This is a genomic window from Mycobacterium sp. NPDC048908, from assembly GCF_043197955.1.
GTDB lineage: Bacteria > Actinomycetota > Actinomycetes > Mycobacteriales > Mycobacteriaceae > Mycobacterium.
On sequence record NZ_JBICUE010000004.1, the window covers coordinates 102,189 to 116,513 of the forward strand.

16 protein-coding genes and 1 tRNA gene are annotated in these 14,325 nt (G+C 65.7%); 13 read left to right on the top strand and 4 right to left on the bottom strand.

What is annotated here, in order from left to right; all coding sequences use genetic code 11:
* Positions 1–63: 63 nt before the first annotated feature.
* Positions 64–1,530: an aldehyde dehydrogenase gene (locus ACGFK1_RS12505; RefSeq protein WP_393430064.1), complete on the bottom strand. Its 1,467-nt coding sequence runs from the start codon at positions 1,528–1,530 to the stop codon at positions 64–66.
* A gap of 140 nt (positions 1,531–1,670) precedes the next feature.
* Here ACGFK1_RS12505 and ACGFK1_RS12510 point away from each other — a divergent pair, with 140 nt between their 5' ends.
* The 9 genes from ACGFK1_RS12510 to ACGFK1_RS12550 all read left to right on the top strand — a co-directional run bounded on the left by ACGFK1_RS12510 (position 1,671) and on the right by ACGFK1_RS12550 (position 8,898).
* A complete protein-coding gene (locus ACGFK1_RS12510) occupies positions 1,671–2,255 on the top strand; it encodes a TetR family transcriptional regulator (RefSeq protein ID WP_393428815.1) in 585 nt (194 codons plus the stop codon).
* Complete coding sequence (locus tag ACGFK1_RS12515) at positions 2,252–3,454, top strand: cytochrome P450 (RefSeq protein WP_393428818.1); 1,203 nt, start codon at positions 2,252–2,254, stop codon at positions 3,452–3,454. The genes ACGFK1_RS12510 and ACGFK1_RS12515 overlap by 4 nt, the downstream gene beginning before the upstream one ends.
* Positions 3,455–4,285 carry an SDR family oxidoreductase gene (locus ACGFK1_RS12520; protein WP_393428821.1) on the top strand — a complete coding sequence of 277 codons (831 nt, stop codon included), beginning with the start codon at positions 3,455–3,457 and terminating at the stop codon, positions 4,283–4,285.
* Positions 4,278–5,648 (top strand): cytochrome P450, encoded by a 1,371-nt coding sequence (locus ACGFK1_RS12525; protein WP_393428824.1) that lies wholly within the window; start codon positions 4,278–4,280, stop codon positions 5,646–5,648. Before ACGFK1_RS12520 ends, ACGFK1_RS12525 begins: the two co-directional genes overlap by 8 nt.
* 13 nt (positions 5,649–5,661) lie before the next feature.
* Positions 5,662–5,865 carry a ferredoxin gene (locus ACGFK1_RS12530; RefSeq protein WP_393428827.1) on the top strand — a complete coding sequence of 68 codons (204 nt, stop codon included), beginning with the start codon at positions 5,662–5,664 and terminating at the stop codon, positions 5,863–5,865.
* Positions 5,865–6,410 carry a nuclear transport factor 2 family protein gene (locus ACGFK1_RS12535; RefSeq protein ID WP_393428830.1) on the top strand — a complete coding sequence of 182 codons (546 nt, stop codon included), beginning with the start codon at positions 5,865–5,867 and terminating at the stop codon, positions 6,408–6,410. The genes ACGFK1_RS12530 and ACGFK1_RS12535 overlap by 1 nt, the downstream gene beginning before the upstream one ends.
* A gap of 68 nt (positions 6,411–6,478) precedes the next feature.
* The gene (locus ACGFK1_RS12540) at positions 6,479–7,606 is read left to right on the top strand and encodes an NDMA-dependent alcohol dehydrogenase (protein ID WP_393428833.1); all 1,128 of its coding nucleotides are present in this window, start codon (positions 6,479–6,481) and stop codon (positions 7,604–7,606) included.
* Between the two features lie 4 nt (positions 7,607–7,610).
* On the top strand, positions 7,611–8,045 hold the full coding sequence (locus ACGFK1_RS12545) for a nuclear transport factor 2 family protein (RefSeq protein ID WP_393428835.1): 435 nt from the start codon (positions 7,611–7,613) through the stop codon (positions 8,043–8,045).
* A gap of 25 nt (positions 8,046–8,070) precedes the next feature.
* Positions 8,071–8,898: an SDR family NAD(P)-dependent oxidoreductase gene (locus ACGFK1_RS12550; RefSeq protein WP_393428838.1), complete on the top strand. Its 828-nt coding sequence runs from the start codon at positions 8,071–8,073 to the stop codon at positions 8,896–8,898.
* Here ACGFK1_RS12550 and ACGFK1_RS12555 read toward each other — a convergent pair.
* On the bottom strand, positions 8,888–10,099 hold the full coding sequence (locus tag ACGFK1_RS12555; RefSeq protein WP_393428841.1) for a glycosyltransferase: 1,212 nt from the start codon (positions 10,097–10,099) through the stop codon (positions 8,888–8,890). The genes ACGFK1_RS12550 and ACGFK1_RS12555 overlap by 11 nt on opposite strands.
* 72 nt (positions 10,100–10,171) lie before the next feature.
* Here ACGFK1_RS12555 and ACGFK1_RS12560 point away from each other — a divergent pair, with 72 nt between their 5' ends.
* A complete protein-coding gene (locus ACGFK1_RS12560; RefSeq protein ID WP_393428844.1) occupies positions 10,172–10,576 on the top strand; it encodes an HIT family protein in 405 nt (134 codons plus the stop codon).
* 3 nt (positions 10,577–10,579) lie between these two features.
* Here ACGFK1_RS12560 and ACGFK1_RS12565 read toward each other — a convergent pair whose 3' ends face one another.
* Both ACGFK1_RS12565 and ACGFK1_RS12570 read right to left on the bottom strand, forming a co-directional pair.
* Positions 10,580–12,016: a sensor histidine kinase gene (locus ACGFK1_RS12565; RefSeq protein WP_393428847.1), complete on the bottom strand. Its 1,437-nt coding sequence runs from the start codon at positions 12,014–12,016 to the stop codon at positions 10,580–10,582.
* 85 nt (positions 12,017–12,101) lie between these two features.
* Positions 12,102–12,821 carry a response regulator transcription factor gene (locus ACGFK1_RS12570; protein ID WP_393428850.1) on the bottom strand — a complete coding sequence of 240 codons (720 nt, stop codon included), beginning with the start codon at positions 12,819–12,821 and terminating at the stop codon, positions 12,102–12,104.
* A 127-nt stretch (positions 12,822–12,948) separates the two neighbouring features.
* Between ACGFK1_RS12570 and ACGFK1_RS12575 the strand changes: the two genes are divergently transcribed.
* The 3 genes from ACGFK1_RS12575 to ACGFK1_RS12585 all read left to right on the top strand — a co-directional run bounded on the left by ACGFK1_RS12575 (position 12,949) and on the right by ACGFK1_RS12585 (position 14,277).
* The gene (locus tag ACGFK1_RS12575; protein ID WP_393428853.1) at positions 12,949–13,740 is read left to right on the top strand and encodes a hypothetical protein; all 792 of its coding nucleotides are present in this window, start codon (positions 12,949–12,951) and stop codon (positions 13,738–13,740) included.
* A 23-nt stretch (positions 13,741–13,763) separates the two neighbouring features.
* A tRNA-Thr gene (locus tag ACGFK1_RS12580) sits at positions 13,764–13,838 on the top strand.
* A gap of 34 nt (positions 13,839–13,872) precedes the next feature.
* Positions 13,873–14,277 (top strand): HNH endonuclease, encoded by a 405-nt coding sequence (locus ACGFK1_RS12585; protein WP_393428856.1) that lies wholly within the window; start codon positions 13,873–13,875, stop codon positions 14,275–14,277.
* Positions 14,278–14,325: the final 48 nt, after the last annotated feature.

Here is a 14,325-nt window from a genome sequence, read left to right on the forward strand (position 1 = left end):
TGTCGAGTGGCCAGTTAATGCACGATTCGACCGAAATTTCGTGTCCCAACTGGCCACTCGGTGCTAAACCGCGGTGGCGATGGCTTTGATCTCGAGGTATTCCTCGAACCCGGCGAGCCCCATCTCGCGACCGATGCCGGACTGCTTGTAGCCGCCGAACGGCATGTCGGCGGAGTACCAGACGCCGCCGTTGACGTTGACGGTGCCGACCCGCATCCGCGCGGCGATACGTGCGGCGCGTTGCGGATCGGCGGAAAACACCGTGCCCGACAATCCGTAGGGCGAGTCGTTGGCGATGCGGACCGCGTCGTCGTCGCCGTCGTGCGCGATCACCGTCAGCACCGGGCCGAAGACTTCCTCACGCGCGACCTTGGCGTTGTTGTCGAGGCCCGCAATGACAGTCGGCTCGATGAAGAACCCGGTGTCACGGCCGGCGGGACGGCCGCCGCCGCAGGCGAACTCGCCGCCCTGGTCGGTGGCCGAATCCAGGTAGCCCTGAACGCGGTCCCGCTGCCGCGCGGAGATCAGCGGACCGCAGATGGTTCCCGGGTCCGCAGGGTCGCCTGGCTTCAGCGAGCCCATCGTTGCCGCGGCCGCCTCGACCGCTTCGTCGTAACGCGCCCGCGGCACCACAAGTCGGGTGGTGATCGCACAACCCTGTCCCGCATGCATCGATGCGGTGAACGCGGACATCGAGCAGGCACCCGCCAGATCGGCGTCGTCAAGCACCACAAACGCCGACTTGCCACCCAGTTCGAGGAACACCTTCTTCAGCGTGGCGGCACCGTCAGACATCACCGCGCGTCCGGTCGCCGTCGACCCGGTGAACGAAACCATGTCCACCCGTGGGTCTTTGGACAGCAGAGCGCCGACACCGTGGTCGCTGGAGGTGACGATGTTCAGCACGCCGGGCGGGATGTCGGTGTGCTCGGCGACGAGTTCGCCGAGGATGGCCGCACACCACGGCGTGTCGGGTGCGGGCTTGAGCACCACAGTGTTGCCCGCGGCCAGCGCGGGGCCGAGTTTGGCGAGGTTGATCTGGTGGGGAAAGTTCCAGGGGGTGATCGCGCCGACGACCCCGACTGCCTCACGGACGACAGAGCGGTGCGTCTTGATGCCCATCGGCTCGGCGATGCCGAAGTCGGTGGTCCACTGGTACGTCTCCGCGGTGTCGGCGGCGAAACTGAGATCGGCGATCGGCCCCTCCAGCTGAGCCATCGAGGTGAGCATCCGCGGCGCGCCGACTTCGGAGATGGTCAACTCCCGCAGTTCTTCGGTGCGTTCGGTCAGGACATCCTGCAACTGGCGCACACACCGCACCCGGAACTCGACGTTGGTCGACCAGTCGGAGTCATCGAACGCGCGGCGTGCCGCCTCGACGGCCTGTCCCATGTCGTCGACGGTGGCGTCCGCGGCGACGCCGAGCACCTCTTCGGTCGCCGGGTTGATCGTCTGGAACGTGCCGCCGCCGCCTGCCACCAGCTTGCCGTCGATGAACAGTTGGCTCTGGCGATCGCTGAGCAGGCCCATACAGATTCTCCGCTTCATTGCTGGACAACTGTCCGACTTGGATTACCCGAACGATAGTCCGGGTTGTCTCGGGGTGGCAAGCGTGGCATGACCTACCTGCATGCTTGCCTGCGTCCCATGGGGTCCGATAACTTGGACATGTGTCCAGCGATGCCGTGGCGGCGGTCACGGAACAGCCACGTAACCGGCGCCAGGAGGAGACCTTCCGCAAGGTGCTCGCCGCGGGTGTCGAGATGCTGCGTGAGTCGTCGTACGCCGACCTGACCGTGCGGGCGGTGGCCGCCCGGGCGAAAGTCGCCCCTGCCACCGCCTACACCTACTTCTCGTCGAAGAACCATCTGATCGCCGAGGTCTACCTCGACCTGGTCCGCCAGGTGCCGTACTTCACCGACGTCAACGACAGCCGGGCAAGCCGGGTCGAACAGGCCCTGCGCGCGCTGACGCTGATGATCGCCGACGAGCCGGAGGTCGCGGCGGCCTGCACGACGGCGCTGCTGTCGAACAACGACCAGGCGGTGCGCGCGGTCCGCGAGCGCATCGGCGCCGAGATCCACCGCCGGATCCGGTCGGCGGTCGGACCGGAGGCCGACCCGCGCACCGTCTCGGCGCTGGAGATGACGTACTTCGGCGCACTGGTGCACGCGGGCAGCGGCGTCGTCACGTACCACCAGATCGCCGACCGGCTGACCTATGTGGTCGGCCTCATCCTGGGGGAGGATTCATGACCGTCGAGGCCGCGGATCTGGTTTTCGACCCCTACGACTACGACTTCCACGAAGACCCGTATCCGTACTACCTGCGGCTGCGCGACGAGGCGCCGCTGTACCGCAATGACGAGTTGGGTTTCTGGGCACTGTCGCGGCACAACGATGTGCTGCAGGGGTTCCGCAACAGCACGACGCTGTCGAACAAGTTCGGCGTATCGCTGGACCCGGCGTCGCGGGGGCCGCACGCGAGCAAGACGATGTCGTTTCTGGCGATGGACGATCCCGCGCATCTGAGGCTGCGGACTCTCGTGTCCAAGGGTTTCACGCCGCGACGCATTCGTGAGCTGGAGCCGCGGGTCACCGAGATCGCGGTCCAGCACCTCGACACCGCTTTGCAGTCAGACACTTTCGACTTCGTCGACGACTTCGCGGGCAAGCTGCCGATGGACGTCATCTCGGAACTCATGGGAGTCCCTCAACCCGACCGTGCGCAAGTGCGGGCGTGGGCCGACGGCGTCATGCACCGCGACGACGGGGTGACCGACGTGCCGCCTGCGGCGGTCGAGGCGTCCATCAACTTGATCGTCTACTACCAACAGATGGTGGCCGAGCGGCGCAAGCAGCCGACCGACGACCTCACGACCGCGCTTCTGGAAGCAGAGATCGACGGCGACCGGCTCACCGACGACGAGATCCTCGGATTCATGTTCCTGATGGTGATCGCCGGCAACGAAACCACCACCAAACTTCTTGCCAACGCCGCGTTTTGGGGCCACAAGAACCCCGATCAGCTGGCGCCTGTCTACTCCGACCTGGACCGCGTGCCGCTGTGGGTGGAGGAGACGCTACGCTACGACACCTCCAGCCAGATCCTGGCGCGAACCGTGTCCGGGGAACTCACGCTGTATGACACCACCATCCCCGATGGCGATGTGCTGTTGCTGCTCCCCGGTTCTGCACACCGCGACGAGCGGGTGTTCGAGAATCCGGACGAGTATTTGATCGGCCGCGAGATCGGCTCCAAGCTCATGAGTTTCGGCAGTGGCGCGCACTTCTGCCTCGGTGCGCACCTGGCCAGGATGGAGGCCAGGGTGGCGCTCGCCGAATTGTTCAAGCGAATCCGCGGATACCAGGTCGACGAGGCCACCGCCGTCCGCGTTCACTCCAGCAATGTCCGCGGATTCGCTCACCTTCCCATCACCGTGGAGGTCCGTTAAATGCCCCGGTTCGACCCACTTCCCAAGCGCAGGCCTGCGATCGTGGCGGGCGCGTCGTCGGGGATCGGTGAAGCCACCGCGATTGCGCTTGCCGCGCATGGCTTTCCCGTCGCACTCGGCGCCCGCCGCGTCGAGAAGCTCCAGGAGATCGTCGACAAGATCCGCGCTGACGGCGGCGAGGCCGTCGGGTTCCACCTCGACGTCACCGATCCCGGCTCGGTGAAATCGTTTGTCGGCCAATCCGTCGAGGCGCTCGGCGAGATCGAGGTGCTGGTGGCGGGCGCCGGCGACACTTACTTCGGCAAGCTGGCCGACATCAGCACCGACGAATTCGAGTCGCAGCTGCAGATCCACCTGGTCGGCGCCAACCGGTTGGCCACCGCGGTGCTGCCGGCAATGATCGAACGCCGGCGTGGCGATTTGATCTTCGTCGGCTCCGATGTCGCCCTGCGTCAGCGCCCGCACATGGGCGCCTACGGCGCAGCAAAGGCCGCGCTGGTCGCGATGGTGACGAACTTCCAGATGGAGCTCGAAGGCACGGGCGTGCGGGCATCGATCGTGCACCCCGGCCCGACGAAGACCAACATGGGCTGGAGTCTGCCCGCCGAGCTGATCGGGCCCGCGCTCGAGGACTGGGCCAAGTGGGGGCAGGCCCGCCACGACTACTTCCTGCGAGCGGCGGACCTCGCGCGCGCCATCACGTTCGTGGCCGAGACCCCACGCGGCGGATTCATCGCGAGCATGGAGCTCCAGCCCGAAGCTCCATTGGCAGACAACACCACCCGCCAGAAGCTCGCTCTCGGCGAGGAAGGGATGCCAGGACATGGCTGATTCAACTACGGCGACCACCGCCATCGTGCCCCGTGTCTCAGGCGGCGAAGAAGAGCACGGCCATCTCGAGGAATTCCGCATCGACCCAATCGGTTTGATGAAACGCCTTCGCGAGGAATGCGGCGATGTCGGCTGGTTCCAGTTGGTCGACAAGCATGTCATCCTGGTGTCCGGCGCCGAGGCCAACGAGTTCTTCTTCCGTTCGGCCGACGAGGATCTCGATCAGGCCGAGGCGTACCCGTTCATGACGCCGATCTTCGGCGAGGGCGTGGTCTTCGACGCCAGCCCCGAGCGGCGCAAGGAGATGCTGCACAATTCGGCGCTGCGCGGCGAGCAGATGAAGGGCCACGCGACCACCATCGAAGGCGAAGTCAAGAAGATGATCGCCGACTGGGGCGACGAAGGCGAAATCGAATTGCTCGACTTCTTCGCCGAGTTGACCATCTACACCTCGACGGCGTGCCTGATCGGGCTGAAATTCCGCGAACAGCTCGACCACCGGTTCGCCGAGTACTACCACGACCTCGAACGCGGCACCGATCCGCTGTGCTATGTCGATCCCTACCTGCCGATCGAGAGCTTCAAGCGCCGCGACGAGGCACGCGTGAAACTCGTTGCGCTGGTTCAGGAGATCATGGACCAGCGATTGGCCAACCCGCCGAAGGACAAGGCCGACCGTGACATGCTCGACGTGTTGGTGTCGATCCGCGACGATGACGGCAATCCCCGGTTCTCGGCCGACGAGGTCACCGGCATGTTCATCTCACTGATGTTCGCCGGTCACCACACCAGCTCGGGCACGTCGGCGTGGACGCTGATCGAGTTGATCCGCCACCCCGACATCTACGCCGAGGTCCAGGCCGAACTCGACGAGCTGTACGCCGACGGCCAGGAGGTGAGTTTCCATGCGCTGCGCCAGATCCCGAAGCTGGACAACGTCGTCAAGGAGACGCTTCGGCTGCACCCGCCGCTGATCATCTTGATGCGGGTCGCGCAGGGCGAGTTCGAGGTGGCCGGCTTTCCAATCCACAAGGGCGATTTCGTCGCGGCCTCCCCCGCCGTTTCCAATCGGATCGCCGAGGACTTCCCCGACCCCGACGCGTTCAAACCGGACCGGTACGACAAACCCGAACAGGCCGACATCGTCAACCGTTGGACCTGGATCCCGTTCGGCGCTGGACGACACCGCTGTGTCGGCGCCGCGTTCGCGCAGATGCAGATCAAGGCCATCTTCTCGGTTCTGTTGCGCGAGTACGAGTTCGAGATGGCCCAACCTGCCGACTCCTATCGCAATGACCACTCCAAGATGGTGGTGCAACTCGAGCGTCCAGCGAAAGCCCGATACTTCAGGCGCACCAAGTAGGGAGGAGGCGACCATGGGCTTTCGGGTCGAAGTCGACTTGGACCTCTGCCAGGGCCATGCCATGTGTGAACTCGAGGCGCCCGACTACTTCAAGGTGCCCAAGCGCGGCCAGGTGCAGATCCTGGATGCCGAACCGCCGGAAGAGGATCGGGCCCAGATCGAACAAGCCGTGTGGGCCTGCCCCACCCAGGCCTTGTCCATAAGAGAGGAAGACTGATGCCGTCGTTGCCCCGCGAAGACCTCGACAAGTGGGTCGAGGATTGGCTTCAGGCCAACCGAGACTGCGAAAGTGCCGGTGACTGGAAGCCACTGGCTGACTTCTACACCGACGACGCCACCTACGGCTGGAACATCGGGCCGAAGGAAGACGTGATGTGCGTCGGCTTAGACGAAATTCGTGACGTCGCACTGGGATTGGAGATGGAGGGCCTGGAGGACTGGAACTACGAGTACCAAAAGGTGCTCGTCGACGAGAGGCTGGGCGAGATCGTCGGCTTCTGGAAGCAGAAAGTCAACAAGGCCGACGGCACCACCGACGAGATCTACGGCATCGGCGGCAGCTGGTTCCGGCTGAACGCCAACCTGAAGATCGAGTGGCAGCGCGACTTCTTCGACTTCGGCCACGTGTCCAGGATGTACATGCGGTTGATCGAGTCGGGCGACCTCAGCGCCGGCATGCAGAAGCGGATCGAGCGCAGTCTCGCCGGAGAGAAGTTGCCTGGCTACTACCCACTCGGCGAGGCACCGGTCGCCATCTGGTAGACAGCAATCACACGTGTGACTTAGATAACTCGGTCTAATGTGTGGACACTCGAGAGGAGCAGGTTTCGATGAAGACAAAAGGCGCTCTCATCTGGGAGTTCAACCAGCCGTGGTCGATCGAGGAGATCGAGATCGGTGACCCCGTCAAGGACGAGGTGAAGATCCAGATGGAGGCGTCGGGGATGTGCCACTCCGATCACCACCTGGTGACCGGCGGCATCCCGATGGGCGGCTTCCCCGTGCTCGGCGGCCATGAAGGCGCGGGCATCGTCACCGAGGTCGGCCCCGGCGTCGAGGAACTCGCGCCAGGCGACCACGTGGTGTTGTCGTTCATCCCGTCCTGCGGGCACTGCCCGTCGTGTCAGGCCGGCCTGCGCAACCTGTGCGACCTGGGCGCCGGCCTGCTGAACGGTGCGGCTGTCTCGGACGGCACCTTCCGGATCCAGGCCAAGGGTCAGAACGTGTACCCGATGACGCTGCTCGGCACGTTCTCGCCGTACATGGTCGTGCACAAGAGTTCCGTGGTGAAGATCGACCCGTCGATCCCGTTCGAGGTGGCCTGCTTGGTGGGCTGCGGCGTGACCACGGGTTACGGTTCGGCGGTACGCACCGCCGACATCCGGCCCGGCCAGGACGTCGCAATCGTCGGTGTCGGCGGCGTCGGGATGTCCGCCCTGCAGGGCGCGGTGAATGCGGGCGCGCGGCACATCTTCGTGATCGAACCGGTCGAGTGGAAGCGCGACGCCGCGCTGAAATTCGGCGCCACCCATGTATATCCCGACATCACCACCGCATTGATGGGCATCGCCGAGGTCACCTACGGGTTCATGGCACACAAGGTCATCCTCACCGTCGGCGAGCTCAAGGGCGAGGACATCGACAACTATCTGATGATCACCGCCAAGGGCGGCACCTGCGTGGCAACCGCGATCGGCAGTCTGCTGGACACCCAAGTCACGCTGAACCTGGCGATGCTCACCCTGATGCAGAAGAACCTGCAGGGCACCATCTTCGGCGGCGGCAACCCGCACTATGACATCCCGCAGCTGCTGTCGATGTACAAGGCGGGCAAGCTCAACCTCGACGACATGATCACCCGGCAGTACAAGCTGGAGCAGATCAACGAGGGCTACTCCGACATGCTGGAGGGCAAGAACATTCGCGGCGTGATCCGCTACACCGACGACGATCGGTAACGGGATGTCCCAGGAGACGGTGGAGAAGACGCCTGTCGTCGCCGCATCCGAGGCGTCGTGGCGCTGCGTGCAGGCCGGCGACAAAGACGGTTGGTTGGCCCTGATGGCCGACGACATCGTCATCGAGGATCCGATCGGCGATGCGGTCACCAACCCCGGCGGCACCGGCGTGCGCGGCAAAGAGGCGGTGGGCGCGTTCTTCGACACCAACATCGGCCCGAACCAGTTGACGGTCACCCGGGAGGCGACGTTCCCGTCGAGTTCGCCGAACGAGATCGCCTACATCCTGGTGCTGCGCACCGAGTTTCCGAACGGCTTCGTGGCCACCGTGCGCGGTGTGTTCACCTACAAGACCAACGACGCCGGCCTGATCACGAATCTGCGCGGCTACTGGAACATGGACGCGATGCAGTTCACCGAGCCGGACGCGAAGAATTAGCGGTCCGTTCGACGGCCGCGGTGCGGTGGTCGTCGGCGGCACCCGCGGCATCGGTCTCGCCGTCGCCGAACTGCTGGCGACCCTTGGCGCAGGCGTCGTCGTCAACGGCCGTGACCCGAGTGCCGCAGTTCAAGCGGCACAACGCATTCCACGGGCGGTCGCATTGCCGAGCTCCGCGGCGGACCCCGCCGTCGCCGACGCGTTGATCGACACCTGCGTGCGCGAATTCGGCCGGATCGACACCCTGGTCAACTGCGCGGGCACCGCCGGGCTGGCCGGCGAATCGATCCTGCGGGTCACCAGCGCGCAGTTCCGCGACCTGGTCGATGCGCACCTCGGAACCACCTTCGAGACCTGCCGCGCCGCTGCACCCAGAATGGTTGAGCAGGGCCGCGGGTCGATCATCAACACCAGTTCCTTCGCGTTCCTCGGCGACTACGGCGGTACCGGGTATCCGGCGGGCAAGGGCGGCGTCAACGGCCTGACGATGGCCATCGCCGCCGAACTGCGTGAGCACGGCGTGCGCGCGAACGTGATCTGCCCGGGCGCCAAGACGCGGCTGTCGACCGGGAGGGACTACGAAGACCACATCGCGGCGTTGAATCGGCGCGGCCTGTTGGACGACGTGAGCATGCAAGCGGCGCTCGACGCACCTGCGCCCGAATACGCCGCGCCGACGTACGCCTACCTCGCCAGCGATCTCGCAAAGGATGTCACCGGCCAGATCCTCATCGCCGCAGGCAATTTCGTCGGCCGCTTCGACCGCCAATCTCCTTCGATCCTGGCGTACCGCGGCCATGCCGACTCACCGCCGTGGACCATCGAGGAGATCCACGCAGCCGTTACGCGCTGAACACCCGTCGCAGCGCGACGAACCGGACCAGCGTCGCCACCAGGTTCGCCCCGACCAACACCGACAGCTCCACCGCCTTGCCGACCGTCGGGTCATAGCGGTGCAGCGCGAACAGCGACCCACTGGTGATCGCCAAACAGAACGCGAACACCACCAGCCCGTTCAATTGGTGTCGCGCGACGCCGGTGCGCCCGCGGATCCCGAACGTGAACGCCCGGTTGGCGGCCGTGTTGGCGATCGCCGTCAGCAACAACGCGGTCAAGTTCGCCGCCTGCGCGCCCATCACCGGATGCAGCAGCAGATACAGCAGCGCGTAGGCCAGTGTGCTTGCGACCCCGACGATGCCGAAGCGGACCATCTGACCGACCATGCCGCGGGGAACCCCGGGAACCAGCGGTTCTCGGCCGAGGCTACGCTGCAGTTCCCGCAGCGGCAGTGCGCCGGTCGCAAGCGCGCGGCCGACCCGCCAGCAACCCTTCAGGTCGTTGATCGCGGTGCCGACGATGTCGACACGGGAGTCGGGGTCGTCGACCCAATCGACGGGGACCTCGTGGATGCGCAGCCCGGCGCGTTCGGCGATCACCAGCAGTTCGGTATCGAAGAACCACCCGGTGTCGGCGACATGGGGGAGCAGTTGGCGCGCCACGTCGGCGCGCACCGCCTTGAACCCGCACTGCGCATCGGAAAACCGGGCACCGAGTACCCCACGCAATATCAAGTTGTAACTGCGAGAGACGAATTCGCGCTTCGGTCCGCGTACCACTCGAGACGAAGCCGCCAGCCGAGACCCGATCGCGACGTCGGAGTGACCCGAAATCAGCGGAGCCACAAGGGGCATCAACGCCGACAGATCGGTCGACAGATCGACGTCCATGTAGGCGACCACGTCGGCATCCGATGCCATCCACGCCGTGTACAGCGCGCCGCCACGGCCCTTCTGATCGAGATGGATGACGTCGACGTCGGGCAACTCCCGCGCCAACGACTCGGCCGTGGCAAGGGTGCTGTCGGTGCTTGCGTTGTCGGCGATGGTGATCCGCGACGGGTACGGCACCTCGGCGGCCAGATACTCGTGCAACCGGCGGACGCTGCCTGGAAGGTCGCGTTCCTCGTTGTAGACCGGGATCACGATGTCGAGGACGTAGCTGCGTGTCGGGCGTGCGGCCACGTCGGCCGTGCGGGGAGCCGCCAGGTCAGTCACGAGTCGAGCGTCTCGAAACAGGCTGCCACCCCACTGCGGCGAGACTGGGAGCTTGCTGGAATGCTCATGCCCATGGCGACCGTCTTCACCAAGATCATCAACGGCGAAATACCGGGCCGGTTTGTCTACCAGGACGACGACATTGTGGCCTTCCTGACCATCGCGCCGATGACGCAGGGCCACACGCTCGTGGTGCCGCGGGCCGAGATCGACCAGTGGCAAGACGTCGAACCCGCGGTGTTCGGACGCGTCATGGAGGTCTCGCAGTTGATCGGCAAGGCGGTGTGCAAGGCGTTCGACGTCGAGCGTGCCGGGGTCATCATCGCCGGACTCGAGGTGCCGCACCTGCACGTGCACGTCTTCCCGGCCCGCAATCTGAGCGACTTCGGCTTCGCCAACGTCGACCAGAATCCGTCGCCGGAATCACTCGACGAGGCCCAGGCGAAAATCAAAGCCGCCCTCAGTGAATTGAGTTGAGCCTCAACTGACTTGAGCCGGCACGTCCGCGATCCGCGGCAGGTTCACCTTGAAGCGGCAGCCCTCCCCCGGCGCGGTGGTGACGCTGACGGCGCCGCCGTGCGCATGCACCAGCGAATCGACGATCGACAGGCCGAGCCCGGTACCGCCGCTGGCGCGCGCCCGTGACGAGTCGGCGCGATAGAACCGCTCGAACACCCGGTGTGCGTCCTCCTTGCTCATGCCCGGGCCCTCGTCGCAGACCTCGAGGACAGCGTGGCCGTCGTCGGTGCCGACCCGCACCGTGATGCGGGCGGTGTCGGGAGTGTGCTGCAGCGCGTTGGCGACCAGATTGCCCAACACCTGCCGCAGCCGTGGCTCGTCCCCGAGTACCTCCGGGGTGCCCGGGCCGTCGAACACCTCCATGGTGATCTTGCGCGCGGGCGGGGCGATCGACTTCGCGTCGTGCACGGCGTCGCTGGCGATGGCGAGCAGATCGACGCGGTGCCGATCCAGCGGCCGCTGCTGATCGAGCCGGGCCAATAGCAGCAGGTCCTCCACGAGCAGTCCCATCCTGCGGGATTCGCTCTCGATACGGCTCATCAGCATCTCGACGTCCTTGGCGGCACCCTGGCGGTACAACTCGGCGAAACCGCGGATCGTGGTCAACGGTGTGCGCAGTTCGTGGCTGGCGTCGGTGATGAACCGACGCATCCGTTCCTCCGAGGTGCGGGCCGCCTCGGCCGACGAATCCGACGACGCCACCGCTCGCTGAATCTGCGCGAGCATTCCGTTGAGCGCCAACGAAAGTCGGCCGACTTCGGTGCGGGGGTCGCGTTCGGGAACACGACGGTCGAGTTGCCCTGCCGCGATCGCCGCCGCCGTCTGCTCCACCTCGACCAGCGGGCGAAGGCTGCGGTGCACCACCCAGTAGCCCACCACGCCGAGCACCAGCAGCACCGCGGCGCCGATGCCGAGTTGCGCGTAGATCAGCGCGCGCACCGTGGTCTGAACGTCGGACAGGTCGATCGCGACGGTGGTCAGTTCACCGCGCAAGCCGCGCACACTCATCGCGCGCCACTTCACGTTCGAGTGATCGACGGAGCCGACCGTGACGGGCACCGGTCCCACATCGTTGTCGGCTGGCAGCGCGGGTTCGGCCGCGCGGTCGTTGACCGCCATCCAGATGCGGCCGTCGGGGTCGACCCCGCGCACATAGAAGTTGGACGGTGGGCGGGCCGGGTTCGGGCCTTCGATCGGAGTCGGTGGCATCCTGCGCGGGGCCTGCGCCCAACTGCGCGACGCGTCGAGCAGCGTCTGGTCGACCCTGTTGGTCAGGTCATGGCGCAGGATCGTCGTGACGGCGATGCCCGACGCCAACAGGCCGCCTGCCACCAGCACAAGGGTGGCGGCGACCAGGCCAACCCTCAGGGGTATGCCTCGTCCGCGCAGTACCGCCATGCCCCTATTGTCGCGAAAGATCAGCTGTGTTCTCGGCTCTTGGCCGATGACTCTTCGCCTAACGGCTCATCACCGCGCCAGCGACTCATCGCGGTTCACGCAGGACGTACCCGACGCCCCGCAACGTGTGAAGCAGACGCTTCTCGCCCGTGTCGATCTTGCGCCGCAGATACGACACGTAGGACTCCACGACGTTGACGTCTCCGCCGAAGTCGTAGCGCCAGACGTGGTCGAGGATCTTGGGCTTCGACAACACCGTGCCTGCGTTGATGATGAAGTAGCGCAGCAACGTGAACTCGGTCGGCGACAGCGAAACCGGCTCACCGGCCTTCCACACTTCGTGGGTGTCCTCGTCGAGTTCGATGTCGGCGAAGGTCAGTCGGGCATTGCGGGGTTCCTCGACACCGCGGCCCGACCGGCGCAGGATCACCCGCAACCGCGCGACCACCTCTTCCAGCGAAAATGGTTTGGTGACGTAGTCGTCGCCGCCCAGGGTGAGACCCGCGATCTTGTCCTGCAGCGTGTCGCGGGCGGTGAGGAACAGTGCGGGCGCATCGATGCCGTCGGCGCGCAACCGGCGCAGCAGCCCGAAGCCGTCCATGCCGGGCATCATCACGTCGAGGATCACCGCGTCCGGCCGCACTTCGCGGGCCTTGTCCAGGGCTGCGGGCCCGTTCGACGCGGTATGGACTTCGAAGCCCTGGAACTTCAGGCTCACTGAGAGTAGTTCGACGATGTTGGTCTCATCGTCGACTACGAGGACGCGGGCCTCGGGCAGATTCTCGGGTAGTGCAGCCATCGCCATTCCGCTAATGTCCAGGATTTCACTGGCAATTATGCTGCGGGATGCCTGTCAACTTCCTGTGAGTTTGGTTTCCAGGCGGTACGGCCAAGCGCCGGGTGCGCCGAGGTTACACCCATAGACTGGACACATGAATCTCGGCAAAGCCCTGACCGACCTCGCCACCGCACCGGTACGCGTCGGCATCGCGGTTGCCGAGACGGGCCTCGATATCGCAAAGACCGCGCTGGGGCAGACCCAGTCGGGGTCTGGTTCCGTCGCGCACATCCTTGGCATCGACGACGCCGTCGAGCGGGCGAACCGGCTGGCCAAGCTGATGGACGACGATGCCCCGCTCGGCAGGGCGCTGCGGCCCAACGGCCCCGTCGACCGGTTGCTGCAACCCGGAGGGATCGTGGATCAGCTGACCGCCGAGGGCGGCCTGCTGGACCGGTTGACAGCGGAGAACGGCGCGGTGTCGCGGGCCCTTGCCCCCGGCGGGCTGGTCGATCAGCTGACCGCAGAGGGCGGGCTGATGGACCGGATGACCACCGACGACGGAGCGCTGTCGCGGGTGATCGCACCCGGCGGACTGGCCGACCAACTGCTCGCCAACGACGGCCTGATCGAGCGGGTGCTGCGCGAAGACGGGGTGGCCGACCGGCTACTGGCCGAGGGCGGCCTGCTCGACACCTTGACCGCCGAGAACGGCCCGCTACTCAAACTCGCCGATGTCGCGGACACGCTGAACCGGTTGGCTCCCGGTCTGGAGGCGCTGACGCCGACGATCGATGCGCTTCACGAGGCCGTCGTGACGCTGGCACAGGTGGTCAACCCGTTGAGCAGTATCGCCGACCGGATTCCGCTGCCGGGCAGGCGGCCGAGGGCTCGGTCATCGTCGCGAACCGTGACATCGCAGCGGATTATCGACGCCGAGGACTGACCCGATAAACTCTTGGCCCGCAGGCCCCCTTAGCTCAGTGGTAGAGCGACTCTCTTGTAAAGAGTAGGCCGTCAGTTCGATCCTGACAGGGGGCTCCACTCACTTGTCGGTAGCCGGTCGTAGCGTCGGCCCATGAGACAGTGCCGCGGCTGCGGTTCGCCACTTTCGAAGCGCAGCCAGAAGATTTACTGCGGCAACAGGTGTCAGGCTTCGAGCCGGCGCAAGTCGAATACACGACTTTGGCTCGAATCCGGAGAAGCACGCATCGGCGGACACCAGGGCCATTACATCCGGGAGTATCTCGCCGCTGCACAATCCGGCTGTTGCGCGATCTGTGGCGGGGCCACCACGTGGCTCGGCCTCCCCCTGGCGTTGGTGTTGGACCACATCGACGGCGACCCGATGAACAATCGACGGGAGAACCTGCGGCTGGTCTGTCCGAACTGCGACTCACAGCTGCCGACGTACAAGAGCCGCAATCGCGGCAAGGGCCGTCACTACCGCAGGAAGCGCTATGCCGACGGCCAGTCGTACTGAGCGTTTCGCGAAGGCGGTCCCGGGTAACTCTGCGCGCACGCATCGCGG

Bases quoted from the DNA above. Each gene is read 5' to 3' on its own strand.
- ACGFK1_RS12515 (WP_393428818.1), top strand. From the start codon at position 2,252: ATGACCGTCGAGGCCGCGGATCTGGTTTTCGACCCCTACGACTACGAC.
- ACGFK1_RS12530 (WP_393428827.1), top strand. From the start codon at position 5,662: ATGGGCTTTCGGGTCGAAGTCGACTTGGACCTCTGCCAGGGCCATGCC.
- ACGFK1_RS12545 (WP_393428835.1), top strand. From the start codon at position 7,611: ATGTCCCAGGAGACGGTGGAGAAGACGCCTGTCGTCGCCGCATCCGAG.
- ACGFK1_RS12540 (WP_393428833.1), top strand. From the start codon at position 6,479: ATGAAGACAAAAGGCGCTCTCATCTGGGAGTTCAACCAGCCGTGGTCG.
- ACGFK1_RS12505 (WP_393430064.1), bottom strand. From the start codon at position 1,530: ATGGGCCTGCTCAGCGATCGCCAGAGCCAACTGTTCATCGACGGCAAG.
- ACGFK1_RS12525 (WP_393428824.1), top strand. From the start codon at position 4,278: ATGGCTGATTCAACTACGGCGACCACCGCCATCGTGCCCCGTGTCTCA.
- ACGFK1_RS12575 (WP_393428853.1), top strand. From the start codon at position 12,949: ATGAATCTCGGCAAAGCCCTGACCGACCTCGCCACCGCACCGGTACGC.
- ACGFK1_RS12585 (WP_393428856.1), top strand. From the start codon at position 13,873: ATGAGACAGTGCCGCGGCTGCGGTTCGCCACTTTCGAAGCGCAGCCAG.
- ACGFK1_RS12565 (WP_393428847.1), bottom strand. From the start codon at position 12,016: ATGGCGGTACTGCGCGGACGAGGCATACCCCTGAGGGTTGGCCTGGTC.
- ACGFK1_RS12535 (WP_393428830.1), top strand. From the start codon at position 5,865: ATGCCGTCGTTGCCCCGCGAAGACCTCGACAAGTGGGTCGAGGATTGG.
- ACGFK1_RS12520 (WP_393428821.1), top strand. From the start codon at position 3,455: ATGCCCCGGTTCGACCCACTTCCCAAGCGCAGGCCTGCGATCGTGGCG.
- ACGFK1_RS12570 (WP_393428850.1), bottom strand. From the start codon at position 12,821: ATGGCGATGGCTGCACTACCCGAGAATCTGCCCGAGGCCCGCGTCCTC.
- ACGFK1_RS12560 (WP_393428844.1), top strand. From the start codon at position 10,172: ATGGCGACCGTCTTCACCAAGATCATCAACGGCGAAATACCGGGCCGG.